Source organism: Pseudomonas sp. LBUM1649, from assembly GCF_059716155.1.
Window position 1 is genome coordinate 840,822 of the sequence record NZ_CP166807.1, and the last position, 25,263, is coordinate 866,084.

Consider the following 25,263-nt stretch of genomic DNA (forward strand, 5'->3'; position numbering starts at 1 on the left):
TATTGAATCAACTTGGGCTATAATCTGCGCCCTTTTTTGAATCACCTGCCAGGCGATTTCCCATGACCAAACAGGCCGCCGAAGTCGCGAAACGCCGCACTTTCGCCATCATTTCCCACCCCGATGCCGGCAAGACCACCATCACCGAGAAGCTCTTGCTGATGGGCAAGGCGATTGCGGTTGCCGGTACGGTGAAATCTCGTAAATCCGACCGCCATGCCACCTCCGACTGGATGGAAATGGAAAAGCAACGGGGTATTTCCATTACCACGTCGGTCATGCAGTTCCCGTATCGCGAGCACATGATCAACCTGCTCGACACCCCGGGTCACGAAGACTTCTCCGAAGATACCTACCGCACCCTGACGGCAGTGGACTCGGCCTTGATGGTTCTCGACGGCGGTAAGGGCGTCGAGCCACGGACCATCGCCCTGATGGACGTCTGCCGTCTGCGCGACACGCCGATCGTCAGCTTCATCAACAAACTCGACCGGGACATTCGCGACCCGATTGAACTGCTCGATGAGATCGAAGCGGTCCTGAAGATCAAGGCGGCGCCGATCACCTGGCCGATCGGTTGCTACCGCGACTTCAAGGGCGTTTACCACCTCGCCGACGACTACATCATTGTCTACACCGCCGGTCACGGCCACGAGCGCACCGAAACCAAGATCATCGAGAAGCTCGATTCCGACGAAGCCCGCGCCCACCTCGGTGACGAGTACGAGCGTTTCATCGAGCAGCTGGAACTGGTGCAGGGTGCCTGCCACGAGTTCAACCAGCAGGAATTCCTCGACGGCCAGCTGACGCCGGTGTTCTTCGGTACCGCACTGGGTAACTTCGGTGTCGATCACGTGCTCGACGCCGTGGTCGACTGGGCGCCACGCCCGCTGGCGCGGGTGGCCAACGAGCGCACCGTGGAGCCGGTGGAAGAGAAGTTCTCGGGCTTCATCTTCAAGATCCAGGCGAACATGGACCCCAAGCACCGCGACCGTATCGCCTTCATGCGTATCTGCTCAGGCAAGTACGAAAAAGGCATGAAGATGCGCCACGTGCGCACCGGCAAGGACGTGCGGATCGGCGATGCGCTGACCTTCTTCTCCTCCGAGCGTGAGCAACTGGAAGAAGCGTTTGCCGGCGACATCATCGGCCTGCACAACCATGGCACCATCCAGATCGGCGACACCTTCAGCGAAGGCGAAGTCCTGGGTTTCACCGGCATCCCGCACTTCGCCCCGGAACTGTTCCGCCGCGTTCGCCTGAAGGACCCGCTGAAATCCAAGCAACTGCGCCAGGGCCTGCAACAACTGGCCGAAGAAGGCGCGACCCAGGTGTTCTTCCCCGAACGCAGCAACGACATCATCCTCGGCGCCGTCGGTGTGCTGCAGTTCGACGTGGTCGCCAGCCGCCTGAAAGAGGAATACAAGGTCGAGTGCTCCTACGAGCCGATCACCGTCTATTCCGCGCGCTGGATCGAATGCAGCGACAAGAAGAAGCTTGAGGAATTCTCCAACAAGGCCGTGGAAAACCTGGCACTGGACGGCGGCGGTCACCTGACCTACCTCGCGCCGACCCGGGTCAACCTGGCGTTGATGGAAGAGCGCTGGCCGGACGTGAAATTCCGTGCGACGCGTGAGCATCACTAAGCGTTGAGTTGAAACACCAAAAACCCCGTTGCGAAAGCTGCGGGGTTTTTTGTTGGCGAACCCGATCGTTCCCGTTCGAGTTGTAGAAGTATTTGAGACAGATCCATGGCGCTGGCCTTTGTCTAAAAAGTTCAGCGTTACCTTAGCGCAGCAGGTGCTGGGAAGCTGCGAACTCCAAGAGCACTCACAGATCCTGTCAAAGAGGGCAGGGCTGAGCTGAAGGTTGGGCAAGATGTTTCTGTAAACCTTTTTCCCTGGTCCTGTGGTCCCAATCCTGTTTCATCTGATATTGGCCTTTTTGTCCGCGACAGCGAAAACGTCGATGTTTAGTGTTTTGAGGACCTATCGCAAACCGTGACTTCCCACGAGCGGGAGTACGGGACAACGGATCTGATCTGATGAAGACATCCTCATGGCATCCACGACATGACTAGCCTGTTCACCCACCTGATTCGGCTGGATGGCTACTTCTCCACAATGGCCTGGGTGCTTGCTGCATTGATTTTCATCAGTCGGTTGAGCGCCATGGTCAAGTTGTTCATGGCGTTGTATCTGCGTCAGGCGCTGGGGCTGCCGATTGAAACCGTTGGCTGGTTGTTATCGGGTTACGGAGCAGGGTTGCTGATTGGGTCTATGGGCGGTGGACTGCTGAGTGATTATTTCTCCACGGCGCGGCTTACTGCCTTGTTGTTTTTTTTATCGGCATGGATCTTGGTTTTATTGGGTCTGGTCACCAACGTGCTTTTGTTGGCTGGGTTGCTGCTGTTTAGCGGTGCGCTCGATGGTGCGATTCGTACGCTGCATCAGCGTTTGATTATGGAGTATTGCCATGTTGCGCAGCGTGCCCGTGCTCAGTCTTTAAGCCGTGTTGCCAGCAATCTTGGTATGGCGGTAGCAGGAGTGGTAGGGGGATTTTTGGCGCAGACTGATTTTCGATGGGTGTTTTTTGTAAGTGCAGCCATGACGTTGCTGGCTTTGGTCTGGTTTGTCCGGGCGACTTCTCATCGAAATGTGCTGACGTTGGAAGAATTTGCCGATAACACTTCGGGCCCAGGCGTTCCTTTTCGAGACAAGCCCTTTCTCTGGTTACTGGCAGCTTCTGTTTTACTCGGCCTTGCATTCGAACCGGTCTACAGCATGTTGAGTAACTATTTACTCGACTTCTATCAGTTGGGGCCGGAGTTCGTCGGATGGCTATTTGCGCTCAATGCGATGCTCGTGGTTTTACTGCAAATTCCGTTATCCCATCTGAGCGAAGCATGGGGCGCGCGCCGGCAACTGTTGACTGGTGCCGTATTGCTGGCTTGTGGGCTTGGAATGTTGCCATGGGGAAACAGTGCCCTTTATGCGTGCCTGTCGACCGTTACCTGGACGCTGGGCGAAATCCTGTTTATGCCAACGTTGAACGTCTTGGTTATGCAACGTGCACAAGCGGGTAGAAGCGGGCTTTATTTTGGAGCTTTTTCAATGTGCTGGAGTACGAGTGTGCTTATTTCGCCGACACTGGACGGCCAGCTGTACGGCCACTTTGGAGGGCATAGTGTCTGGGTCGCGTGCGCGATATTGGCATTGTTATCGATGCCGTTGATCTACCAGGCCACACGTTTGTAAGCACGTGAATCATTAGCTCCTCTTTGCCAAGTGAAACGGCACCATAGCTGATCTGGTTATAGCCTTTATTCAAAACCAGTCTCACCTTGCACGGCATTTCCGACCGGTCGTTAGCGTCCCATTTGGAGAACCCTGCTGATCGGAACTAGATTTCACTCAGCGCCAGACAGGCACTCTACGAAAGGATGGATTCGACTATGAACAGGTTGCTACGCGTTGTGTTGCTGTTGAAGGTTTTGGTGATGCTGGCCCTCGGCAGTTCGGCGGTCTGGGCCGAGTGTGAGGATCACGAAACCCAGGCGTCGAGCGGGCAGGGGACCCACGGTGATCTGATGATCGCCAAGTCCGAATCGGAACCGGGCGACAAGGGGCAGGGTGGTGCCGACAACGATGATGACCCGACCACCGATGAGCCAGACTCCGATGACTCGGACGAGGGAGACAGCCAGACGTAAATTGCAGGCAAAAGAAAACCCCTATTCCCCCGACTAGTGCGTAGTCGAAGGAGAAGGGGTTGTTGAACTGGAGAAATCCTGTGGGAGCGGGCTTGCTCGCGAATGCGGTGTGTCAGTCGATGGAGAAGGTGACTGACAGAACGCCTTCGCGAGCAAGCTCGCTCCCATTTTTTATGCCGCGCCGTCGAGGAATTGCTCGGCGTAGTGGCAAGCCACCTGGCGGTTGTCGAGCAGGCGCAAGGCTGGCTCTTCAGTGCTGCAGCGCTCGGTGGCATACGGGCAACGCTTGTGGAAAGCGCAGCCAGGCGGCGGGTTCAACGGGTTGGGCAACTCGCCGACGATCTTGATTTTCGGTTTGTTGGGGTCCGGGTGAATGGTCGGGGTGGCCGACAGCAATGCCTGGGTGTACGGGTGCAGGGGGCGCTCGTAGATGTCGTTCTTCGGGCCCATTTCCACCGGGCGGCCGAGGTACATCACCATCACGTCATCGGCGACGTGTTGTACCACCGCCAGGTTGTGGGAGATGAACACGTAGGCGGTGTTGAACTCTTGCTGCAGGTCCATGAACAGGTTCAGCACCTGCGCCTGAATCGACACGTCCAGCGCCGAGGTCGGTTCGTCCGCGACCAGCACTTTCGGTTGCAGCATCATCGCGCGGGCCAGGGCGATCCGCTGACGCTGGCCACCAGAGAACATGTGCGGATAACGCTGATAGTGCTCAGGGCGCAAACCTACCTGCTTCATCATTGCCTGGACTTTCTCGCGACGTTCCGAGGCGCTCAGGCTGGTGTTGATCAGCAGGGGCTCTGCCAGTTGATCACCGACTTTCTGCCGTGGGTTCAGCGAGGCGTACGGGCTTTGGAACACCATCTGCACGTCTTTGCGCAGTTGCTTGCGTTGGGCCTTGTCGGCACCGGTGACTTCCTGGCCGGCGATTTTCAGGGAGCCGGAGGACGGTTCCTCGATCAGGGTCAGGGCACGGGCCAGGGTGGACTTGCCGCAGCCCGACTCACCTACAACAGCGAGGGTCTTGCCGGCTTCCAGCTCGAACGACACCCCATTGAGGGCGCGGACGGTGGCGTGTCCCTTGAACATGCCGCGGGACACTTCGTAGTGACGGGTCAGGTCGCGGGCGGTAAGTACGACGGCCATTACGCCACCTCCTGGTTCAGCGGGTAGAAGCAGCGGGCGAGGCTGTTGCTTTTCTGGTCAAGGTTTGGGCGCTGCACGCGGCAGTTGTCCTGCACGTAGGGGCAGCGCGGCGACAGCAGGCAACCCTGCGGACGGTCGTAGCGACCCGGCACGATGCCCGGCAGGGTCGACAGGCGCGATGCGCCCAGGCTGTGTTCCGGAATAGCCTTGAGCAGTGCTTCGCTGTATGGGTGCGCCGGGATGTCGAACAGTTGTGGCACCTGGCCGACTTCGACGGCTTGACCGGCGTACATCACGCACACGCGCTGGGCGGTTTCGGCCACGACCGCGAGGTCGTGGGTGATCAGCACCAGGCCCATGTTCTGCTCTTTCTGCAACGCCAGCAGCAGATCCATGATCTGTGCCTGAATCGTCACGTCCAGTGCAGTGGTCGGTTCGTCGGCGATCAGCAGTTTCGGTTCGCCGGCAATCGCCATGGCGATCGCGACACGCTGGCTCATGCCGCCGGACAGTTGATGCGGGTAGGCGTCCATACGGCTGGCCGCGCCCGGGATTTCAACTTTTTCCAGCAGTTCAATGGCGCGTTTGCGCGCTTGCTTGCCGGTCATTTTCAGGTGCAGGCGCAGCACTTCTTCGATCTGGAAACCGACGGTGTAGCTCGGGTTCAGCGCGGTCATCGGGTCCTGGAAGACCATCGACAGGTCTTTGCCGACGATCTGTCGACGCTGACGGTTGCTGAGCTTGAGCATGTCCTTGCCGTCGAAGCTGAGCGAGTCGGCGGTAACGATGCCTGGATGCTCGATCAGGCCCATCAGCGCCATCATGGTCACGGATTTACCCGAACCCGACTCGCCAACGATGGCCAGCACTTCGCCCTTGTCGACTTTCAGGTCGAGGCCATCGACCACGGGCGTAGCGTTCTTGTCGCCGAAGCGAACGTTGAGATTCTTGATTTCTAGCAGTGACATTGGAATCTCCTCAGGCGGCGTTCTTGAGTTTCGGGTCCAGCGCATCGCGCAGGCCGTCACCCATCAAGTTGATTGCCAGCACGCTGAGCAAAATGGTCAAACCAGGCAGGCTGACGACCCACCAGGCGCGTTCGATGTAGTCGCGGGCCGAGGCCAGCATGGTGCCCCACTCAGGGGTTGGCGGTTGTACGCCAAGGCCGAGGAAGCCCAGTGCCGCGGCATCGAGAATCGCCGAGGAGAAGCTCAGGGTCGCCTGAACGATCAGTGGTGCCATGCAGTTAGGCAGCACGGTCACGAACATCAGGCGTGGCAGACCGGCACCGGCCAGGCGCGCGGCGGTCACGTAGTCGCGGTTCAGCTCGCCCATGACCGCGGCGCGGGTCAGGCGAACGTAGGACGGCAGGGACACCACGGCGATGGCGATCACGGTGTTGATCAGGCCAGGGCCGAGGATGGCGACGATCGCCACGGCCAGCAGCAGAGACGGCAGGGCCAGCATGATGTCCATCAGACGCATGATGGTCGGGCCGATCATTCGCGGGAAGAACCCGGCGAACAGACCCAACAGGATCCCCGGGATCAGCGACATGACCACCGACGACAAGCCGATCATCAAGGACAGGCGCGAACCGTTGATCAGGCGCGACAGCAGGTCGCGACCCAGTTCATCGGTACCCAGCAGGAACTGGATCTGCCCACCTTCCAGCCAGGCTGGCGGGGTGAGCAGGAAGTCGCGGTACTGCTCGCTCGGGTCATGGGGCGCAACCCACGGGGCGAAGATGGCGCAGAAAATCACCAGCAGCATGAACATCAGGCCGGCAACAGCACCCTTGTTCCTGGAAAACGCTTGCCAGAATTCTTTGTATGGCGACGGGTACAGCAGGCTTTGATCCACGGCGGAGGTGGCGGTGGCTACTGAGGATGTTGGAGTGTTCATGGGTATTGACCTCAGCGCTGATGACGGATGCGTGGGTTGGCAAAGCCGTAGAGGATGTCCACTACGAAGTTGACCACAATCACCAGGCAGGCGATTAACAGGATGCCGTTTTGCACAACGGGGTAGTCCCGGGCGCCAATGGCTTCGATCAGCCATTTGCCGATGCCCGGCCAGGAGAAGATGGTTTCGGTCAGGACCGCACCGGCCAGCAGGGTGCCGACTTGCAGGCCAACTACCGTCAGTACGGGAATCAGCGCGTTGCGCAGGCCGTGCACGAACACTACGCGCGACGGCGACAGGCCCTTGGCCTTGGCGGTACGGATGTAGTCTTCACGCAGCACTTCAAGCATCGACGAACGGGTCATCCGCGCGATCACCGCCAGCGGGATGGTGCCCAGTACGATGGCCGGCAGGATCAGGTGATGCAGGGCATCGAAGAACGCGCCGACATCATCGGCCAGCAGCGTATCGATGAGCATGAAGCCGGTGCGTGGCTCGATGTCATAGAGCAGGTCGATCCGCCCGGATACCGGGGTCCAGCCTAGGGATACCGAGAAGAACATGATCAGGATCAGGCCCCACCAGAAGATCGGCATCGAGTATCCCGCCAGGGAGATGCCCATTACCCCGTGGTCGAACAGGGACCCTCGCTTGAGGGCCGCGATCACCCCGGCCAGCAGGCCCAGGATGCCGGCGAACAACAGGGCGGCCATGGACAGTTCCAGAGTCGCGGGGAAAAGGGAGGTGAACTCGGTCCAGACGCTTTCACGGGTACGCAGGGATTCCCCGAGATCGCCGTGGGCCAGTTTGCCGATGTAATCCAGGTACTGGGCATACAGGGGTTTGTTCAGACCTAGGCGTTCCATTGCCTGAGCGTGCATTTCCGGGTCGACTCTGCGTTCGCCCATCATGACTTCCACGGGGTCGCCAGGGATCATGCGAATCAACGCGAAAGTCAGCAAGGTGATGCCGAAAAACGTGGGGATCAGTAACCCCAGTCGGCGGGCAATAAAACTAAACATCGTAAGGTGTACCTCATCAGCCGGTTAGGCGTGCCCGGCATGCCAGGGTTCGGGAATGCCGGGAGTTTCTTATCTACTTCACCTGGGTGGTAGAGAAGTTATTAGTGGTGAGCGGGCTAATGTGATAACCCTCTACGTTGTTGCGCATTGCAGTGAACATTCTAGTGTGCGCCAGGCTAATCCATGGCTGGTCCTGGTTAAAGATAACTTGAGCCTGTTCGTACAGCGCTGCACGTTCGGCCGGGTCGGTTTTTTCGCGGGCCTGGTCAAGCAGGGCCTGGAATTTTTCATTGCACCAGCGAGCGTAGTTTTCGCCGTTCTTCGCCGCCTCGCAACTGAGCATAGGCGTCAGGAAGTTATCCGGGTCGCCGTTATCGCCCGCCCATCCGGCGGAAACCATATCGTGCTCGCCGTTTTTAGCTCGTTTGAGCATTTCGCCCCATTCCATCACGCGGATGTCGATCTTGATCCCGATCTTGGCCAGGTCGGCCTGCATCATCTGCGCGCCGAGCATAGGGTTCGGATTGGTCGCTCCACCGCCGTTGCGGGTGAACAGGGTGAACACGGTGCCTTCCGGTACGCCGGCTTCCTTGAGCAGGGCGCGGGCCTTGTCCAGGTCACGGGTCGGGTTCTTCAGGTCGTGGTTGTAGCCCAGCAGGGTGTCCGGGAACGGGTTGACCGCGGCGGTCGCATTGCCTTTGCCGAACAGCGCGTTGACGGCCGCTTCCTTGTCGAAGGCGATGTCGATGGCTTTACGTACGCGCACGTCACTCAGGTATTTGTGCTGGGTGTTGATGGCGATATACGCGACGGTCATCGCGTTTAGTTCGTCGACCTTCAGGTTCGTGTCTTTCTTGATGCTCGGGATGTCATCCGGCTTCGGATACAGCGCGACCTGGCACTCGTTGGCCTTGAGCTTCTGCAAGCGCACGTTGTTGTCGGTGGCGATGGCCAGGATCAGCGAATCGGCCGGTGGCTTGCCACGGAAATAGTCCGGGTTGGCCTTGAAGCGAACCTGGGCGTCCTTGTTGTAGCGCTGGAAGACGAACGGACCGGTGCCGATCGGCTTGTTGTTCAGGTCGCCGGTCTTGTTGGCCTTGAGCAACTGGTCGGCGTACTCGGCAGGGTAGATCGAGGAGAACGCCATGGCGATGTCGGCCAGGAACGGCGCTTCGCGGCGGGTCAAAGAGAACTTGACCGTGTTGTCGTCGACCTTCTCGACACTCTTGAGCAGCTCTTTGAAACCCATGCTTTCAAAGTACGGGAAACCGACGCTCGATAACTTGTGCCACGGATGGTTCGGGTCCAGCTGGCGCTGGAAGCTCCAGACCACGTCGTCGGCATTCATGTCGCGGGTCGGCTTGAAGTATTCGGTGGTGTGAAACTTGACGCCTTTGCGCAGGTGGAACGTGTATGTCAGACCGTCTTCGCTGATGTCCCAGGATTCGGCCAGTGCCGGAATCACCTCGGTGGTCCCAGGCTTGAAGTCCGCCAGGCGATTGAAGATGGTTTCGGCCACCGCATCGGCTGTGACTGCAGTCGTGTACTGGACCATGTCGAAGCCTTCGGGGCTGTTTTCGGTGCAGACCACCAGCGGCTTGGCCGATACACCCACCGCGACAGTCAGCAAGGCGGCCGCAATGGCCGCACGTAGGGGAAGCATTTTCATCAAGAACCCTCTGCAATCGGTTGAAGGACAAAAGTCGAACGGCTGACTCATCGCTGTATCAGCCGTGCGGCTGGTGCATTACAGGATGTTGAACGGAACCGTGGTCACCAGACGGAACTCGTTGATGCTGCCGTCAGCCTGGTTTTCACTGGCGCGGTGAGCGGTGTAGGTACCACGGATAGTGGTGGCCTTGAACGGGCCGCTCTGCACAGCGTAGGTCGCACCGATGCCGTATTCGTAGTGGTGTTCGCCATCTTGCGCCTGGATGCCGTCGTAGCCTTTGTCCGCCACGCCTTTGTTGCCGGTGTAGTGGGTACCGTCGATGCCCCAGCCGCGCGCCTGGTAGATGTTGAACTTCAGGCCTGGCACGCCGTACTCGGCCATGTTCAGGCCGTAGGCGATCTGGAAGGACTTCTCGTTCGGACCGTTGAAGTCCGACAGCAGGGAGTTGGCCAGGTAGATACCGTTGGTTTCGTGCAGGTAGTCGAAGTACTCGTTACCGTTCACTTCCTGGTACGAGAAGGTCAGGCTGTGGGCCTGGTGGGTCAGGCCGAACGACAGGGAGTAGGTGTCGTTGTCGATGTCGCCGATCAGCGCTTTGCCTTCTTCCTGAGTCTTGTAGTAGTTCAGGCCGGTGGTCAGGCTCAGCACCTGGCTGTCGCCCAGGACGTGAGTGGCGCCGAAGTAGTACTGGTTCCAGATGTCTTCGGCCTGGGTGGCCCAGAGGCTGGTGGTCAGGCTGGCGAACGGGGTGTAGGTGATGCCGCCGGTGTAGATGTGATCGGATTCAACGATGCCGTTGGCGTATTCGGTGCGGAATTTGCGCTGGCTTTCTTCGGTACGCGGCGAGTTGCGATCGAAGGTGGCCAGGTCGAACGCTAGGTTGTTCAGCTCTTCGCTGTGGATCGCCAAACCCTGGAAGCTCGAAGGCAGCGCACGGTTACCGATGACGTCGACCATCGGGCTGCTGAAGTTCTGACGACCGGCGGTCAGGGTGGTGTTGGAAATACGCGCCTTGACGTTGGCCAGGCCCAGTTTGCTCCACTGGCCAACGGCGTCGCCGCCTTCTTCGGTCAAGGTACGGTTGTTGCCCGCGCCTGGACGAGTGCCCGGTGCGCCGCCGTTGTTGGACGCCAGGTCCTTGCGGTCCTGGTCCAGGGCGATGGCGTTGTAGGCTGCCACTTCAGTGCTGACACCGACAGTGCCTTCGGTGAAGCCCGAGTTGTACTTGACGATGGTGCCCTGAACCCAGTTGATGCGACGGTCAGTCGGGGTCGATACGCCGTCTTTCTTGTAGGAGAAATTGGCGCCACGCTTCAGCTGTTCATTGGCGTACCAGTTACGGGTAGTGCCGCTGATCGACTGGCCTTCGAGGAAGCCAGTGGCCTCGCTCTGGGCGCTTTTCTCATTCACGGTAACCGGGGTGTACGCCTGGCTTTGGGGTTCTGCGTAAGCCGTGGCGGTTACGCTGCTGATGGCCAGGGCCAGTATTGCGGTGCTGCTCAGTTTCATGGGTGAAGCTCCTTACTTTCTATTATTAATGCCGGTCTTTTTTGGTGATCCGGCTATTTGTTTTGGATCTCTTTCACGCATCGCAAACGTTTGCTGTGCGCCGGATTGGCGAATTGCGGCAATACGCTTGCGTGAGGGCGCGATGCGCCCCCAGCGTTTTCAACTACACGGTTTTATTTTTCGATGCTGACACCCGAGAACACGTTGCGACCGAAGGGGCTGACCTTGAACCCTTCGATTTTGGCGCTCAACGGCTGGTTGACCGTCGAGTGGGCGACCGGCGTGATTGGCACCTGCTGCTTGAGGTACTGCTGCGCCTGTTTGTAGAGCAGGGTGCGCTGGTCGCGGTCGGTCACGACCTTGGCCTGCTTGATCAGCTTGTCGTAAGCCGGATCACACCACATGGAGTAGTTGTTGCCACCGATGGCGTCGCAGCTGTACAGCGTGCCGAGCCAGTTGTCCGGGTCACCGTTGTCACCGGTCCAGCCGATCAGGCTGATGTCGTGCTCGCCATTCTTGGTGCGCTTGATGTACTCGCCCCATTCGTAGCTGACGATCTTGACCTTGAGGCCGATCTTCGCCCAGTCAGCCTGGAGCATCTCGGCCATCAACTTCGCATTGGGGTTGTAGGGGCGCTGTACGGGCATGGCCCACAGGGTGATTTCGGTGCCTTCCTTCACGCCAGCAGCCTTGAGCAGTTCTTTGGCTTTTTCCGGGTTGTAGGCGGCGTCCTTGATCGTGTCATCGTAGGACCATTGGGTCGGCGGCATGGCATTGACCGCCAGTTGCCCTGCACCCTGGTAAACGGCATTGAGAATGCCTTGCTTGTTCACCGCCATGTCCAGCGCCTGGCGCACTTCGAGCTGGTCGAATGGCTTGTGACGCACGTTGTAGGCGATGTAGCCCAGGTTGAAACCGGGCTTTTCGATCAACTGCAGCGCGGGATCGTTCTTCAGCGCGGTCACGTCGGCGGGGCGGGGGTGCAAGGTGATCTGGCACTCATTGGCCTTGAGCTTCTGCACGCGCACCGAGGCGTCGGTGTTGATGGCGAAAATCAGGTTGTCGAGCTTGACCCGGCTCGGGTCCCAGTAATGCTTGTTGCCGGTGTAACGGATGTTCGAGTCTTTCTGGTAACTCTTGAACACGAACGGCCCGGTGCCGATCGGCTTCTGGTTGATATCGCTCGGCTTGCCTTCGGCGAGCAGCTTGTCGGCGTACTCGGCGGAGAGAATCGCGGCGAAGCTCATCGCGATGTTCTGGATGAACGCGGCGTCCACGCTGTTAAGCGTCATGACCACGGTCAGCGGCCCGGTCTTTTCGACCTTGGCGATGTTCTTGTTCAGGCTCATGCCGTTGAAATACGGGAATTCGGTCGGGTAAGCCTTACGGAAAGGTTGTTGCGGGTCGAGCATGCGATTGAACGTGAAAAGCACGTCATCGGCGTTTAAGTCGCGAGTCGGTGTGAAGTACTTGGTTGTATGAAACTTCACCCCCGGGCGCAGGTGAAAGGTGTACGTGAGACCGTCCTCGGAAATATCCCAACTGGTGGCCAGACCGGGTACGACATTGGTCGAGCCTTTTTCAAACTCTGCCAGGCGGTTGTACAGCGGTTCGGCGGCGTCGTTATCGGTCGCGGTGGTGTACTGCGCGGTGTCGAAGCCGGCGGGGCTGCCTTCGGAACAAAACACCAGGCTGTCGGAGGCAGCCTGGCTCATGGACGTGGCGGCCAACAGGCCAGTGCCCAGCAATGCGGATAAAACCAAGGTATGGCGCATGACGCTCTCTCTTGTTCAGTGTTGTGACAATGAGCCTTGGTCGCGTGCGCAGACGTGGAGGCTTCACTGGTTTCCAGCCATGGCGTGCAGCAAAAAAAACCGAGGGCCCACGCATCAACTGGTCAGATCCCGACGGTATGTACCGTGGGCCCGGCAGTAAATGCGAAAAGTCCGAAAGTCTCGTGGGAAAAGACGACGCGTCCTAGCGCTCTGCTGTAGTCAGCGGGCGATTTGGATGTAGGTAATTTCCTGCTTACTCGGTAGGCAAAGTAACGGCGACGTCATGAACGTCGCCGTTACTAAACCTTATTTGCTGACGCTGACGCCGTAGAAGGAGTTCAAGCCAAACGGGCTGATCTTGAAGTCCTGCACATTGGCGCGCATGGGTTGGAACACCGTCGAGTGAGCGATAGGTGTCATTGGCGTCTGATCTTTAAGGATGTGTTGCGCCTGCTTGTACAGTTCGGTGCGCTTGCCTTGATCCGAAGTGCGCTTGGCTTGCTTGACGATGTCGTCAAACGGCTTGTAGCACCATTTCGAGAAGTTGTTGCCTTCGAGCGAGTCGCAACCGAACAGCACGTTCAGCCAGTTGTCCGGATCACCATTGTCGCCGCTCCAGCCAATCAGCATCGCCTGGTTCTCGCCGCCTTTGGAGCGCTTGATGTACTCGCCCCACTCGTAGCTCTGGATCTTGACCTTGAGACCGACCTTCGCCCAGTCGGACTGCAGCATTTCTGCCATCAGCTTGGCGTTCGGGTTATACGGACGCTGTACCGGCATGGCCCAGAGAACGATTTCGGTGCCGTCTTTCACGCCGGCTTCCTTGAGCAGCTCTTTGGCTTTCTCAGGGTTGTACGGCGCATCCTTGATGGTGGTGTCGTAGGACCACTGGGTCGGTGGCATGGCGTTGACGGCCAGTTGGCCGGCGCCCTGGTACACGGAGTCGATGATCTGTTGCTTGTTGACCGCCATGTCCAGTGCCTGGCGCACTTTCAGTTGAGCCAATGGGTTTGGCTCGTTGCTGCCCTTGACCTTGTCCATCACGTTGTAGGCGATGTAGCCCAGGTTGAAACCGGCCTGGTCAGGCAGCTTCAGGGTCTTGTCTTCGCGTAGCGCCTTGAGGTCTGCCGGACGAGGGAACAGGGTGACCTGGCACTCGTTCTTCTTCAGCTTCTGGATACGTACTGACGGGTCGGTGGTGATGGCGAAGATCAAGTTGTCGATCTTGACGTCTTCCGGCTTCCAGTAGTCCTTGTTCCCGGTATAGCGGATGTTGGAATCTTTCTGGTAGCTCTTGAACACGAACGGACCGGTGCCGACCGGCTTCTGGTTGATGTCGGCGGCCTTGCCTTCTTTCAGCAGCTGGGCTGCGTATTCGGCAGACTGGATCGAGGCGAAGCTCATGGCCATGTTCTGGATGAACGCGGCATCAACGTCTTTGAGGCTGAACTTGACGGTTTTGTCGTCGACTTTATCGATCTTGGTGATGTTGGTGTCCATCCCCATGTCGGTGAAGTACGGGAATTCGGTCGGGTACGCTTTGCGGAACGGCTCATCCTTGTTAATCATGCGATTGAAGGTGAACAGCACGTCGTCGGCGTTGAACTCACGAGTCGGCTTGAAATACGGGGTGGTGTGGAACTTGACGCCTTCGCGCAGGTGGAAGGTGTAGGTCAGGCCGTCAGTGGAGACGTCCCAGCTGGTCGCCAGGCCAGGAATTACGGCGGTGCCGCCGCGCTCGAACTGGGTCAGGCGGTTGAACATGGTTTCGGCAGAGGCGTCGAAGTCGGTTCCGGTGGTGTATTGACCTGGATCGAAACCGGCCGGGCTCCCTTCGGAGCAGAACACCAGGTTAGTCGCAGCTTGAGCGAACGGTGCACTAGCCAACAGGCTGGCGCCGACTAAAAACGGAATGACCGCGTGTTTAAGCATGGTGGCCTCATGATTTGTTGTCATTTTTTGATTTTGAGGACGACCTCGTGAGTCGTGCCTGCGGATACTTATGCAGGGGCCATACCCAATGCAAGATCCAGAGCGACTACAGGCATTAAACAGTGGCACGAACGTACCTTAATGTCGCAATTGTATAAAACTTGACGCATTTGATCGTTTGCGCGGCGTTTTTCAGGTGCAATCGACGCACTTAAACGGTGCGTCCTCAGTTCTGGATGCTCCCGATCAGGGCGGGGTGTTACTTATTTATACTCCTGTTCGTGGGGTGGGTATGGCGTGAATAAGAGTGGTTATTGTTGCAACCCGATCGGCCCTAAACATTGGTTGCACCCATTGCAGCTCGGCTTTTCGTTGGTGTGCGTATTCATTTATAGCTCATGCACGCAAACCCCCTGCAAAAAAACGGCGATCACTTCGGTGATCGCCGTTTTTTTACTCGGGTTATCGAATCAAGGCATCAGCACTTCAATCGATCCGTCGGCCGTCATGCTGACCTGGCTGGTGCCTGCTTCCACTTCCGGCGTCACCGGAGCCGCGTCCATGCTGGCGGCTTTCATCATCATCGGCCCGCGCATGTACGGTTGTGGGTAACCGTTGCTGTTGAGATTCAGGTTGACGATTTTGTAGCCCTTGCCGCCCAGGGCGTCGGTGGCCAGTTGCGCGCGGGCCTTGAAGGCGGTTACGGCGTCCTTGAGCAGGGCGTCTTCGCTGGCCTTGCGGGTTGGCGTGGCGATGGCGAAGTCCATGCCGCCCATTTTCAGGTCGGTGAGCAGTTCGCCGGTCAGCTTCGACAGTGCGGCGAAGTCCGAGCTTTCCAGGCGCAGTTCGGCACGCTCACGCCAGCCGGTGATCTTCTGGCCCTTGGCGTCGTAGATCGGGTAGCTGTTGCGACTGCCTTGGCGCAGGGTGACGTCCTTGACCTGCTTAGCCTGGGCCAGGGCCTTGTTCATGGTGGTGCTGACGTCCGCGGCGAGTTTGGCCGGGTCGGTATTCTGTTCTTCGGTGTAGAGGGTCACGATCATCAGGTCGCGGGCCACTTCCTGGCTGACTTCGGCGCGCAGGGAAATCTGGTTGTAATGAAGTTCGTCGGCGGCCAAAGCCGGGAGGGCGGCGAGGGTGCCAGCACTCAGGGCGAGGAGGGCGGCGCTGCGGCGGAATATGTGCATGAAGGCTCCTAGGATGGTGCGCAGGGTTTTGTCCGGGCCTGCGTGAAACCATCAGACTCTAGCTTTGATGATCCGGTTCGCAAAGTTACAACTTCTATACAGATGTGCACGCCCTTTGTAGGAGCGAGCATGCTCGCGATGAACCTGAGGGCGCCGCGGGGTGCCAGGTTCCCAGCGTTATCGTTGACGACCATCGTCGGAACGCCGCCCGGAGCATGCTCGCTCCTACATGTGGCTGTTTGCCGCACTTTCGCCTGTCAGCCCCCGCGCTTGGTTATACTCCCGTCGATCCGCCTGGAGCGCTCATCAGGAGAGCTCATGCTCGCCCCCGTTCAAATCACTTCCGCCACGCGCCAGAATCTCTGGCGGCTGACGTTCATCCGTACCTTGGTATTGGCCGCTCAAGCCGGTTCCGTGGGCCTGGCCTACTGGTTCGAATTGCTGCCACTGCCCTGGTTCCAACTGGCCGCGACCCTCGGCTGCTCGATGCTGCTGTGTGCTTTCACAGCCATTCGGCTGCGCACCACCTGGCCGGTCACCGAGCTCGAATACGCGGTGCAACTGGCCTGCGACCTGTTTATCCACAGTGCGCTGCTGTATTTCTCGGGTGGTTCGACCAACCCCTTCGTCTCTTATTACCTGGTGCCGCTGACCATCGCGGCAGTGACGTTGCCATGGCGTTACTCGGTGATTCTGTCGGGCATCGCCTTGACCATGTACACCTTGCTGCTGGCGCGCTTCTACCCGCTGCAAACCTTTCCGATCGCCCGGGAAAACCTGCAGGTGTACGGGATGTGGTTGAGCTTCGCCCTGGCGGCGGCAGTGATCACGTTCTTCGCCGCGCGCATGGCCGAAGAGCTGCGTCGCCAGGAAGAGCTGCGGGCCATTCGCCGCGAAGAAGGCCTGCGAGACCAGCAACTGCTGGCTGTCGCCACCCAGGCGGCGGGCGCCGCCCATGAACTGGGCACGCCGCTGGCGACCATGAGCGTGTTGCTCAAAGAGATGCAACAGGATCATCCTGACCCGATGCTGCAGGATGACCTGAAAGTGCTGCAGGATCAGGTCAAGCTGTGCAAAGAGACCTTGCAGCAGCTGGTTCGGGCGGCGGAGGCCAATCGCCGGCTGGCGGTGCAGATGCAGGACGTCACCGACTGGCTCGACGAAGCGCTCAATCGCTGGCACCTGATGCGCCCGGAAGCCAGTTATCGCTTCCAGCGCCTGGGCCAGGGCACGGTGCCGCGCATGGCGCCGCCACCGGACCTGACCCAGGCGCTGCTCAATTTGCTCAACAACGCAGCGGATGCCTGTCCCGAAGGACTGCAGGTCACCCTGGACTGGAATGCCGAGGACTTGACCATCAGCATCCGCGACCACGGTGCCGGTGTGCCGCTGGCCATCGCCGAGCAGATCGGCAAGCCGTTTTTTACCACCAAGGGCAAAGGTTTCGGCCTGGGCCTGTTTTTGAGCAAGGCCAGCGTGACACGCGCCGGCGGCTCAGTGAAACTCTACAGTCATGAGGAAGGCGGCACGCTCACCGAGCTGCGCCTGCCCCACGGCGCCCGAGGAGACCAACATGAGTGACGAAATCCAAGTCGAAGGCGAAGATCTGCCGCATTTGCTGCTGGTTGACGACGACGCGACCTTTACCCGGGTGATGGCCCGCGCCATGGCCCGCCGTGGCTTTCGCGTCAGCACCGCCGGTTCCGCCGAAGAGGGGCTGACCATCGCCCAGGCCGATCTGCCGGACTATGCCGCGCTGGACCTGAAAATGGATGGCGACTCGGGTCTGGTGCTGCTGCCCAAGTTACTGGAGATGGACCCGGAAATGCGCGTGGTGATCCTCACCGGCTATTCGAGCATTGCTACCGCCGTGGAGGCGATCAAGCGCGGCGCCTGCAACTACCTGTGCAAACCGGCCGACGCCGACGACGTGCTGGCGGCGCTGTTGTCCGAACACGCCGACCTCGACAGCCTGGTGCCGGAAAACCCGATGTCCGTGGACCGCCTGCAGTGGGAACACATCCAGCGCGTGTTGACCGAGCACGAAGGCAACATCTCCGCCACCGCCCGCGCCCTGGGCATGCACCGGCGCACGCTGCAGCGCAAATTGCAGAAGCGCCCGGTTCGTCGCTGAACCTGCGCTGAACGAATGCGGGCCACTCCTCGCGAAAAATCGAACCGATCATCTATGATCGGTTCGTACGTGTTCTTTTCCTTATCGAGCCTTATCCATGAATCAGAACGCTGAGTACTCCGCGGTCAATGATGCTGTGCGCGGGCAGTTTTTCCGAAAAGTCTGGGCGATGATCACGCCTTACTGGCGCAGTGAAGAAAAGGTCAAGGCCTGGACGTTGCTGATCGCAGTGATTGCGCTGTCGCTGATCAGCGTGGGAATCTCGGTGTGGTTCAACACCTGGTACAAGGATTTCTACAACGCCCTGCAGCAAAAGGACGAGGCGGCATTCTGGCGGCTGATCCTGTATTTCTGCGCGATTGCGGCGGTGGCGATCGTCGGTGCGGTGTACCGGCTCTACCTGACGCAGATGCTGACGATTCGCTGGCGGGCGTGGCTCACCGAAAAGCATTTCGCCCGTTGGCTCGGCAACAAGAATTACTACCAGCTGGAGCAGGGCGGCTACACCGATAACCCGGACCAGCGCATTTCCGAAGACCTCAACAATTTCACCTCCGACACCTTGAGCCTGGGCATCGGCCTGCTGCGCAATATCGTCAGTCTGGTGTCGTTCTCGATCATCCTCTGGGGTGTGTCTGGGAGCATCGACGTTTTCGGTGTGACCATTCCTGGCTACATGTTCTGGTGCGTACTGGTTTACGCGGTACTGGGCAGCTGGCTGACGCATTTGATCGGTCGCCGCTTGATCGGCCTGAACAACCGCCAACAACGCTTCGAAGCCGACCTGCGTTTCTCCATGGTACGGATTCGCGAGAATGCCGAGAGCATCGCGTTGTACAACGGCGAGCCCAATGAGAACCGCCGCTTGACCCATCGTTTCTCAATGGTCTGGCACAACTTCTGGGACATCATGAAGGTGTCCAAGCGCCTGACCTTCTTCACTTCCGGTTACGAGCAGGCCGCTGTCATCTTCCCCTTCATGGTTGCCGCGCCGCGTTACCTCGCCGGCAAGATCGAACTGGGTGAGCTGATGCAAATCAGCTCGGCGTTCGGCAATGTCCAGGACAGCTTCAGCTGGTTCATCACCGCGTACCAGAGCCTCGCCTCATGGCGCGCCACCTGCGATCGTCTGCTCAGCTTCCGTCAGGCCATGACTGACAACGAACAACGCGCGCCGGCCATCGACGTACAGAACTCGGGCTCAGCCTTGAAGGTGCACAACCTCGGCCTCGACCTGGCTGACGGCCGCCACCTGTTGACCAGTGGCGACATGACCGTGGAGGAGGGCGAGCGCGTCATGCTCAGCGGTCGTTCCGGCAGCGGCAAGTCGACCTTGCTGCGGGCGATGGGTCACCTGTGGCCAGCGGGGCACGGCAGTATCCGACTGCCGGCGGCGCGCTATCTGTTCCTGCCGCAAAAGCCTTACTTGCCGATTGGCACCTTGCGTGAAGCACTGAGTTATCCACAGGCCGGTGATACCTACCCGAACGAGCGTTACGTGCACGTTCTGGAAACCTGCCGTTTGCCGCATCTGGTGGCGCGTCTCGACGAAGCCAATCACTGGCAGCGCATGCTGTCGCCGGGCGAGCAGCAACGTCTGGCCTTTGCCCGTGCGCTGCTTTATGCACCGCAATGGCTGTATATGGACGAAGCGACTTCGGCGATGGATGAAGAAGACGAGGCGTCGCTGTATCAGGCGCTGATCGATGAGTTGCCGGGCCTGAGTATCGTCAGCGTCGGCCATCGCAGCAGCCTCAAGCGCTTCCATCCACGGCACGTTCGTATCGAGAATGGCCATTTGGTGGACCAGACCGTGACCGCCTGAACCCCACAAAACGCCCGTGGGACGGGCTTTGTGGTGAGGGGATTTATCCCCGTTCGGCGGCGCAGCCGTCGTAAAACCACGCGCCTCGGTGTACCTGATACACCAAGGCGCGTGGTTTTGGGATGGCTTCGCCATCCAACGGGGCGGTGCGACGGTTCGCTAAATCCCCTCGCCACGGTTGCTCCTACAGGCCCAGTGGGTGATCGTACAACCGCGTTGAGCTATGATGCGCTTTCAGCCGAATTTTTCGAGACAGATGTTCACCATGGAAAACCCGAACGACGCACCACGCCTCCCTCGCAAGCGCCGCAGCCTCGCTCAGGAGTTGGTGACGGTGCTGTCCGAGCAGATCCGCGACGGTCACCTCAAGCGTGGCGACAAGTTGCCCACCGAGTCGGCGATCATGGATGCCCATGGCGTCAGCCGCACGGTGGTGCGCGAGGCGATTTCCCGTTTGCAAGCGGCCGGGCAGGTGGAAACCCGTCACGGCATCGGCACCTTTGTGCTCGACACGCCGAGCCCGAGCGGTTTCCGCATCGACCCGGCAACTGTGGTTACCTTGCGCGACGTGCTGGCCATTCTGGAACTGCGCATCAGCCTCGAAGTGGAGTCCGCCGGCCTCGCCGCACAACGCCGCAGCCCCGAGCAGTTGGCGCTGATGCGTGCGGCGCTGGATGCCCTGAACGAAAGTGTTTCCCACGCCAGCGATGCCGTGGCCTCGGACTTCCAGTTCCACCTGCAGATTGCCCTGGCGACCGGCAACCGCTACTTCACCGACATCATGACTCACCTGGGCACCAGCATCATCCCGCGCACCCGTCTCAACTCCGCGCGGCTGGCCCATGACGATCAGCAGCACTACATGAATCGCCTGAGCCGCGAGCACGAAGAGATCTACGACGCGATCGCCCGCCAGGACTCTGACGCGGCGCGCGCGGCCATGCGCTTGCACCTGACTAACAGCCGTGAGCGCTTGCGTCATGCCCATGAAGAGGCGGAGGCGCAGCGGGGGTAAGTTGTTCAAGTCAGGTTTTCTGGTGACCGACAGATTTTATCGCGAGCAGGCTCGCTCCCACAGTTGATTGGCGGATGTTCACAGATTTTGTGTGCGCAGGCGATCCACTGTGGGAGCGAGCCTGCTCGCGATTGGGCCGCAAGCACGCCACATTCCTCAGCCAATACGATGAGTGTCGGACCTGATCTTCCGACAACGTAACTCTTGAGCAGTGCATTGGTCGCACATTCTATTTCTTGCTCTCGACGATGAAAGTCCAGTAAGCGCGGGCATGTAACCATCTTTGTCCAACAATTTTCACCCACGGCGATGAAATCCAGTTGACGGGTATTTATTTAGTTGTACGATGACATACAACTTCGGCGAAGGCTGAACGGTTTTCTCATACATAACGTCGTTACCCAGGGTGTTCGAATAATGAATCCACAAGAACTGAAGTCCATCCTCTCTTCCGGTCTGTTGTCTTTCCCGGTCACCGATTTCAATGCCCAGGGCGATTTCAACCGCGCTGGCTACATCAAGCGCCTGGAATGGCTGGCCCCATACGGCGCCTCGGCTTTGTTCGCCGCAGGCGGCACCGGTGAGTTCTTCTCTCTGGCGGCCAGCGAATATTCGGAAATCATCAAGACTGCCGTCGACACTTGCGCCACCAGCGTGCCAATTCTCGCCGGTGTCGGTGGTTCGACTCGTCAGGCCATCGAATTCGCTCAGGAAGCCGAGCGTCTGGGCGCCAAAGGCCTGTTGCTGCTGCCGCACTACCTGACCGAAGCCAGCCAGGACGGCGTTGCCGCTCACGTTGAAGCCGTGTGCAAATCGGTCAACATCGGCGTGGTGGTCTACAACCGTAACGTCTGCCGCCTGAACGCGCCGCTGCTGGAACGTCTGGCCGAGCGTTGCCCGAACCTGATCGGCTACAAGGATGGCCTGGGTGATATCGAGTTGATGGTGTCGATCCGTCGCCGCCTCGGTGATCGCTTCACCTACCTGGGCGGTTTGCCGACCGCCGAAGTCTACGCCGCGGCCTACAAGGCGCTGGGCGTGCCGGTCTACTCCTCGGCGGTGTTCAACTTCATCCCGAAAACCGCGATGGACTTCTACCACGCGATCGCTCGCGAAGATCACGCCACCGTCGGCAAGATCATCGACGACTTTTTCCTGCCGTACCTGGACATCCGTAACCGCAAAGCCGGTTACACGGTGAGCATCGTCAAGGCCGGGGCAAAAATTGCCGGCTATGACGCCGGTCCCGTGCGTGCGCCGCTGACCGATCTGACCGGCGAAGAGTACGAAATGCTCGCCGCGCTGATCGACAAGCAGGGTGCGCAGTAACACATCCGATTAAGTAAGGCCGCTGAGTGATCAGCGGCCTTTTGCGTGAGGAGAAACTTCCGTGGCAGATGCAAAGCGTTTCGATAACTACATCAACGGCGAATGGGTTGCCGGTGGCGATTATTCGACCAACATCAACCCGTCCGAACTGACTGACGCCATCGGCGATTACGCCAAGGCTGACCTGGCCCAGGTCCACTCTGCCATCGACGCTGCCCGCGCCGCGTTCCCGGCATGGTCCACTTCCGGCATTCAGGCGCGTCATGATTCCCTGGATAAAGTCGGTACCGAGATCCTCGCCCGTCGCGAAGAACTCGGCACCCTGCTGGCCCGGGAAGAGGGCAAGACACTTCCCGAAGCCATCGGCGAAGTGACCCGCGCCGGCAACATCTTCAAGTTCTTCGCCGGTGAATGCCTGCGCCTGTCCGGCGACTACCTGCCGTCGGTGCGTCCGGGCGTCAACGTTGAAGTCACCCGCGAAGCCTTGGGCGTGGTCGGTCTGATTACCCCGTGGAACTTCCCGATTGCCATTCCTGCATGGAAAATCGCTCCGGCCCTGGCCTACGGCAACTGCGTCGTGCTCAAGCCAGCGGACCTGGTACCGGGTTGCGCCTGGGCCCTGGCGGAAATCATCTCCCGCGCAGGCTTCCCGGCCGGTGTGTTCAATCTGGTGATGGGCAGCGGTCGTGTGGTTGGCGATGCGCTGGTACATAGCCCGAAAGTCGACGGCATCAGCTTCACCGGTTCGGTGGGTGTAGGTCGTCAGATCGCCGTCAGCTGCGTGTCGCGCCAGGCCAAGGTGCAGTTGGAAATGGGCGGCAAGAACCCGCAGATCATTCTCGACGACGCCGACCTCAAGCAAGCGGTCGAGCTGTCGGTGCAGAGCGCGTTCTACTCCACCGGCCAGCGTTGCACGGCATCGAGCCGCTTCATCGTCACCGCCGGGATTCACGACAAATTCGTCGAAGCCATGGCCGAGCGCATGAAGTCGATCAAGGTCGGTCACGCATTGAAATCCGGCACCGACATCGGTCCGGTGGTGTCGCAAGCGCAGCTTGAACAGGACATGAAATACATCGACATCGGCCAGTCCGAGGGTGCGCACCTGGTCAGCGGCGGTGGCCTGGTGACCTGCGACACCGAGGGCTACTTCCTCGCGCCAACCCTGTTTGCCGACAGCGAAGCCTCGATGCGCATCAGCCGCGAAGAGATCTTCGGCCCGGTGGCCAACATCGTTCGCGTGGCCGATTACGAAGCCGCACTGGCCATGGCCAACGACACCGAATTCGGTCTGTCGGCGGGCATCGCCACCACTTCGTTGAAGTACGCCAACCACTTCAAGCGCCACTCCCAGGCCGGGATGGTGATGGTCAACCTGCCGACCGCCGGCGTGGATTACCACGTTCCGTTCGGTGGGCGTAAAGGTTCATCCTATGGATCACGTGAGCAAGGTCGCTATGCGCAAGAGTTCTACACGGTCGTGAAGACCAGCTACATCGGCTCGTAACAGGAATCACCGCGGTATTGGCAACGATACCGCGCCCCCCTGTAGGAGCGAGCATGCTCGCGATGGTCTTGAGATCGCGAAGTTCAGCCTGATGCCCAGCGTCATCGTTGACGACCATCGTCGGAACGCCGCCCGGAGCATGCTCGCTCCTACAAGGGACACAAAAAAGATTCACCCGCGCATAAAAATAATCAGTGGGAGTACATCTACATGCAATCAACCAAGAAGCCGACTCACGTCCGCTATCTGATCCTGCTCATGCTGTTTCTGGTGACCACGATCAACTACGCCGACCGCGCCACCATCGCCATCGCCGGCTCCAGCCTGCAAAAAGACCTCGGCATTGACGCGGTCACCCTTGGCTACATCTTCTCTGCATTCGGTTGGGCCTACGTGGCCGGGCAAATTCCCGGTGGCTGGCTGCTGGACCGTTTCGGTTCGAAAAAAATCTATGCACTGAGCATCTTCACCTGGTCGCTGTTCACCGTTCTGCAGGGTTATGTCGGCGAGTTCGGCATGTCCACGGCGGTCGTTGCGCTGTTCATGCTGCGCTTTTTGGTGGGTCTGGCCGAAGCGCCGTCCTTCCCCGGCAACGCACGCATCGTCGCGGCCTGGTTCCCGACTGCTGAACGCGGCACCGCTTCGGCGATCTTCAACTCGGCGCAATACTTTGCCACCGTGTTGTTCGCACCGCTGATGGGCTGGATCGTCTACAGCTTCGGCTGGCAGCACGTGTTCATCGTCATGGGCGTGATCGGCATCATTTTCTCGGGCATCTGGTTGAAGGTGATCTACAGCCCGCGTCAGCACCCGATGATCAACGACGCCGAGTTCAAGCACATCGCCGACAACGGCGGTATGGTCGACATGGACCAGGACAAAGGCAAAGGCAAAAAGGACGACGGTCCGAAGTGGGACTACATCCGCCAGTTGCTGACCAACCGCATGATGTTGGGGGTGTACCTCGGCCAATACTGCATCAACGGCATCACTTACTTCTTCCTGACCTGGTTCCCGGTGTACCTGGTGCAGGAACGTGGCATGACCATCCTCAAGGCCGGTTTCATCGCCTCGTTGCCAGCGATCTGCGGCTTCATCGGTGGCGTGCTTGGCGGGGTGATTTCCGACTACCTGCTGCGCAAGGGGCATTCCCTGACCTTCGCCCGCAAGGCGCCGATCATCGCTGGCCTGCTGGTGTCCAGCAGCATCGTGGCCTGCAACTACGTGGACGTCGAATGGATGGTCGTGGGCTTCATGGCCCTGGCGTTCTTCGGCAAAGGCGTGGGTGCATTGGGTTGGGCCGTGGTGTCCGATACTTCGCCGAAGCAGATCGCCGGTCTCAGCGGTGGCTTGTTCAACACCTTCGGCAACCTGGCGTCGATCACCACGCCGATCGTCATCGGTTACATCATCAGTTCCACCGGTTCGTTCAAATGGGCGCTGGTGTTTGTCGGTTGCAACGCACTGGTCGCGGTGTTCAGCTATCTGGTCATCGTCGGTCCGATCAAGCGTGTGGTGCTCAAAGAGCCGCCGGTAAACGGTCCTGAAGCATCCGGTAAATTGTCTCAAGCGCATTCCTGAGGAGCG

18 protein-coding genes and 1 pseudogene are annotated in these 25,263 nt (G+C 59.3%); 10 read left to right on the forward strand and 9 right to left on the reverse strand.

Annotated elements, in window-relative coordinates:
• The first annotated feature begins 62 nt into the window (after window positions 1–62).
• The 3 genes from ACA058_RS03725 to ACA058_RS03735 all read left to right on the forward strand — a co-directional run bounded on the left by ACA058_RS03725 (window position 63) and on the right by ACA058_RS03735 (window position 3,712).
• Complete coding sequence (locus ACA058_RS03725) at window positions 63–1,646, forward strand: peptide chain release factor 3 (RefSeq protein ID WP_060541686.1); 1,584 nt, start codon at window positions 63–65, stop codon at window positions 1,644–1,646.
• Window positions 1,647–2,072: 426 nt separating this feature from the next.
• Window positions 2,073–3,257, forward strand: a complete 1,185-nt coding sequence (locus tag ACA058_RS03730; RefSeq protein ID WP_497637910.1) for an MFS transporter — start codon at window positions 2,073–2,075, stop codon at window positions 3,255–3,257.
• Between the two features lie 197 nt (window positions 3,258–3,454).
• On the forward strand, window positions 3,455–3,712 hold the full coding sequence (locus tag ACA058_RS03735; RefSeq protein WP_497637911.1) for a hypothetical protein: 258 nt from the start codon (window positions 3,455–3,457) through the stop codon (window positions 3,710–3,712).
• Between the two features lie 171 nt (window positions 3,713–3,883).
• On the opposite strand, the gene ACA058_RS03740 is transcribed toward ACA058_RS03735, so the two are convergent.
• The 9 genes from ACA058_RS03740 to ACA058_RS03780 form a co-directional block, all read right to left on the reverse strand.
• Window positions 3,884–4,864 (reverse strand): peptide ABC transporter ATP-binding protein, encoded by a 981-nt coding sequence (locus ACA058_RS03740; RefSeq protein WP_497637912.1) that lies wholly within the window; start codon window positions 4,862–4,864, stop codon window positions 3,884–3,886.
• Window positions 4,864–5,832, reverse strand: a complete 969-nt coding sequence (locus tag ACA058_RS03745; protein WP_497637913.1) for an ABC transporter ATP-binding protein — start codon at window positions 5,830–5,832, stop codon at window positions 4,864–4,866. Before ACA058_RS03745 ends, ACA058_RS03740 begins: the two co-directional genes overlap by 1 nt.
• Before the next feature lie 10 nt (window positions 5,833–5,842).
• Entirely contained in the window at window positions 5,843–6,769 is a 927-nt protein-coding gene (locus ACA058_RS03750; RefSeq protein WP_497637914.1) for an ABC transporter permease subunit, read from the reverse strand.
• Window positions 6,770–6,780: 11 nt separating this feature from the next.
• The gene (locus ACA058_RS03755) at window positions 6,781–7,791 is read right to left on the reverse strand and encodes an ABC transporter permease subunit (protein ID WP_497637915.1); all 1,011 of its coding nucleotides are present in this window, start codon (window positions 7,789–7,791) and stop codon (window positions 6,781–6,783) included.
• Window positions 7,792–7,864: 73 nt separating this feature from the next.
• Window positions 7,865–9,460 carry an ABC transporter substrate-binding protein gene (locus tag ACA058_RS03760; protein WP_497637916.1) on the reverse strand — a complete coding sequence of 532 codons (1,596 nt, stop codon included), beginning with the start codon at window positions 9,458–9,460 and terminating at the stop codon, window positions 7,865–7,867.
• Window positions 9,461–9,538: 78 nt separating this feature from the next.
• The gene (locus ACA058_RS03765) at window positions 9,539–10,972 is read right to left on the reverse strand and encodes an OprD family porin (protein WP_497637917.1); all 1,434 of its coding nucleotides are present in this window, start codon (window positions 10,970–10,972) and stop codon (window positions 9,539–9,541) included.
• Between the two features lie 173 nt (window positions 10,973–11,145).
• Window positions 11,146–12,747, reverse strand: a complete 1,602-nt coding sequence (locus tag ACA058_RS03770) for an ABC transporter substrate-binding protein (RefSeq protein ID WP_497637918.1) — start codon at window positions 12,745–12,747, stop codon at window positions 11,146–11,148.
• 306 nt (window positions 12,748–13,053) lie between these two features.
• Window positions 13,054–14,679, reverse strand: coding sequence for an ABC transporter substrate-binding protein (locus ACA058_RS03775; RefSeq protein WP_497637919.1), 1,626 nt, complete (start codon window positions 14,677–14,679; stop codon window positions 13,054–13,056).
• 470 nt (window positions 14,680–15,149) lie between these two features.
• Entirely contained in the window at window positions 15,150–15,866 is a 717-nt protein-coding gene (locus ACA058_RS03780) for an SIMPL domain-containing protein (RefSeq protein ID WP_497637920.1), read from the reverse strand.
• A 318-nt stretch (window positions 15,867–16,184) separates the two neighbouring features.
• Between ACA058_RS03780 and ACA058_RS03785 the strand changes: the two genes are divergently transcribed.
• From ACA058_RS03785 to ACA058_RS03815, 7 genes and pseudogenes are all read left to right on the forward strand, one after another.
• Entirely contained in the window at window positions 16,185–17,447 is a 1,263-nt protein-coding gene (locus ACA058_RS03785) for an ATP-binding protein (protein ID WP_497637921.1), read from the forward strand.
• A complete protein-coding gene (locus tag ACA058_RS03790) occupies window positions 17,440–18,000 on the forward strand; it encodes a response regulator transcription factor (protein ID WP_497637922.1) in 561 nt (186 codons plus the stop codon). Before ACA058_RS03785 ends, ACA058_RS03790 begins: the two co-directional genes overlap by 8 nt.
• Before the next feature lie 97 nt (window positions 18,001–18,097).
• The gene (locus ACA058_RS03795) at window positions 18,098–19,825 is read left to right on the forward strand and encodes an ABC transporter ATP-binding protein/permease (protein WP_497637923.1); all 1,728 of its coding nucleotides are present in this window, start codon (window positions 18,098–18,100) and stop codon (window positions 19,823–19,825) included.
• 265 nt (window positions 19,826–20,090) lie between these two features.
• The gene (locus ACA058_RS03800) at window positions 20,091–20,840 is read left to right on the forward strand and encodes a FadR/GntR family transcriptional regulator (RefSeq protein WP_175391458.1); all 750 of its coding nucleotides are present in this window, start codon (window positions 20,091–20,093) and stop codon (window positions 20,838–20,840) included.
• Window positions 20,841–21,257: 417 nt separating this feature from the next.
• On the forward strand, window positions 21,258–22,169 hold the full coding sequence (kdgD, locus tag ACA058_RS03805) for a 5-dehydro-4-deoxyglucarate dehydratase (RefSeq protein ID WP_497637924.1): 912 nt from the start codon (window positions 21,258–21,260) through the stop codon (window positions 22,167–22,169).
• Between the two features lie 61 nt (window positions 22,170–22,230).
• Window positions 22,231–23,676: an aldehyde dehydrogenase family protein gene (locus ACA058_RS03810; protein ID WP_497637925.1), complete on the forward strand. Its 1,446-nt coding sequence runs from the start codon at window positions 22,231–22,233 to the stop codon at window positions 23,674–23,676.
• Between the two features lie 198 nt (window positions 23,677–23,874).
• Window positions 23,875–25,257 (forward strand): annotated as a pseudogene (locus tag ACA058_RS03815) (MFS transporter); the annotation flags it as partial.
• Window positions 25,258–25,263: the final 6 nt, after the last annotated feature.

Excerpts from the sequence above, each read along its gene's own strand:
- ACA058_RS03725 (WP_060541686.1), top strand. The coding sequence starts at position 63 with ATGACCAAACAGGCCGCCGAAGTCGCGAAACGCCGCACTTTCGCCATC.
- ACA058_RS03730 (WP_497637910.1), top strand. The coding sequence starts at position 2,073 with ATGACTAGCCTGTTCACCCACCTGATTCGGCTGGATGGCTACTTCTCC.
- ACA058_RS03735 (WP_497637911.1), top strand. The coding sequence starts at position 3,455 with ATGAACAGGTTGCTACGCGTTGTGTTGCTGTTGAAGGTTTTGGTGATG.
- ACA058_RS03740 (WP_497637912.1), bottom strand. The coding sequence starts at position 4,864 with ATGGCCGTCGTACTTACCGCCCGCGACCTGACCCGTCACTACGAAGTG.
- ACA058_RS03745 (WP_497637913.1), bottom strand. The coding sequence starts at position 5,832 with ATGTCACTGCTAGAAATCAAGAATCTCAACGTTCGCTTCGGCGACAAG.
- ACA058_RS03750 (WP_497637914.1), bottom strand. The coding sequence starts at position 6,769 with ATGAACACTCCAACATCCTCAGTAGCCACCGCCACCTCCGCCGTGGAT.
- ACA058_RS03755 (WP_497637915.1), bottom strand. The coding sequence starts at position 7,791 with ATGTTTAGTTTTATTGCCCGCCGACTGGGGTTACTGATCCCCACGTTT.
- ACA058_RS03760 (WP_497637916.1), bottom strand. The coding sequence starts at position 9,460 with ATGAAAATGCTTCCCCTACGTGCGGCCATTGCGGCCGCCTTGCTGACT.
- ACA058_RS03765 (WP_497637917.1), bottom strand. The coding sequence starts at position 10,972 with ATGAAACTGAGCAGCACCGCAATACTGGCCCTGGCCATCAGCAGCGTA.
- ACA058_RS03770 (WP_497637918.1), bottom strand. The coding sequence starts at position 12,747 with ATGCGCCATACCTTGGTTTTATCCGCATTGCTGGGCACTGGCCTGTTG.
- ACA058_RS03775 (WP_497637919.1), bottom strand. The coding sequence starts at position 14,679 with ATGCTTAAACACGCGGTCATTCCGTTTTTAGTCGGCGCCAGCCTGTTG.
- ACA058_RS03780 (WP_497637920.1), bottom strand. The coding sequence starts at position 15,866 with ATGCACATATTCCGCCGCAGCGCCGCCCTCCTCGCCCTGAGTGCTGGC.
- ACA058_RS03785 (WP_497637921.1), top strand. The coding sequence starts at position 16,185 with ATGCTCGCCCCCGTTCAAATCACTTCCGCCACGCGCCAGAATCTCTGG.
- ACA058_RS03790 (WP_497637922.1), top strand. The coding sequence starts at position 17,440 with ATGAGTGACGAAATCCAAGTCGAAGGCGAAGATCTGCCGCATTTGCTG.
- ACA058_RS03795 (WP_497637923.1), top strand. The coding sequence starts at position 18,098 with ATGAATCAGAACGCTGAGTACTCCGCGGTCAATGATGCTGTGCGCGGG.
- ACA058_RS03800 (WP_175391458.1), top strand. The coding sequence starts at position 20,091 with ATGGAAAACCCGAACGACGCACCACGCCTCCCTCGCAAGCGCCGCAGC.
- kdgD (WP_497637924.1), top strand. The coding sequence starts at position 21,258 with ATGAATCCACAAGAACTGAAGTCCATCCTCTCTTCCGGTCTGTTGTCT.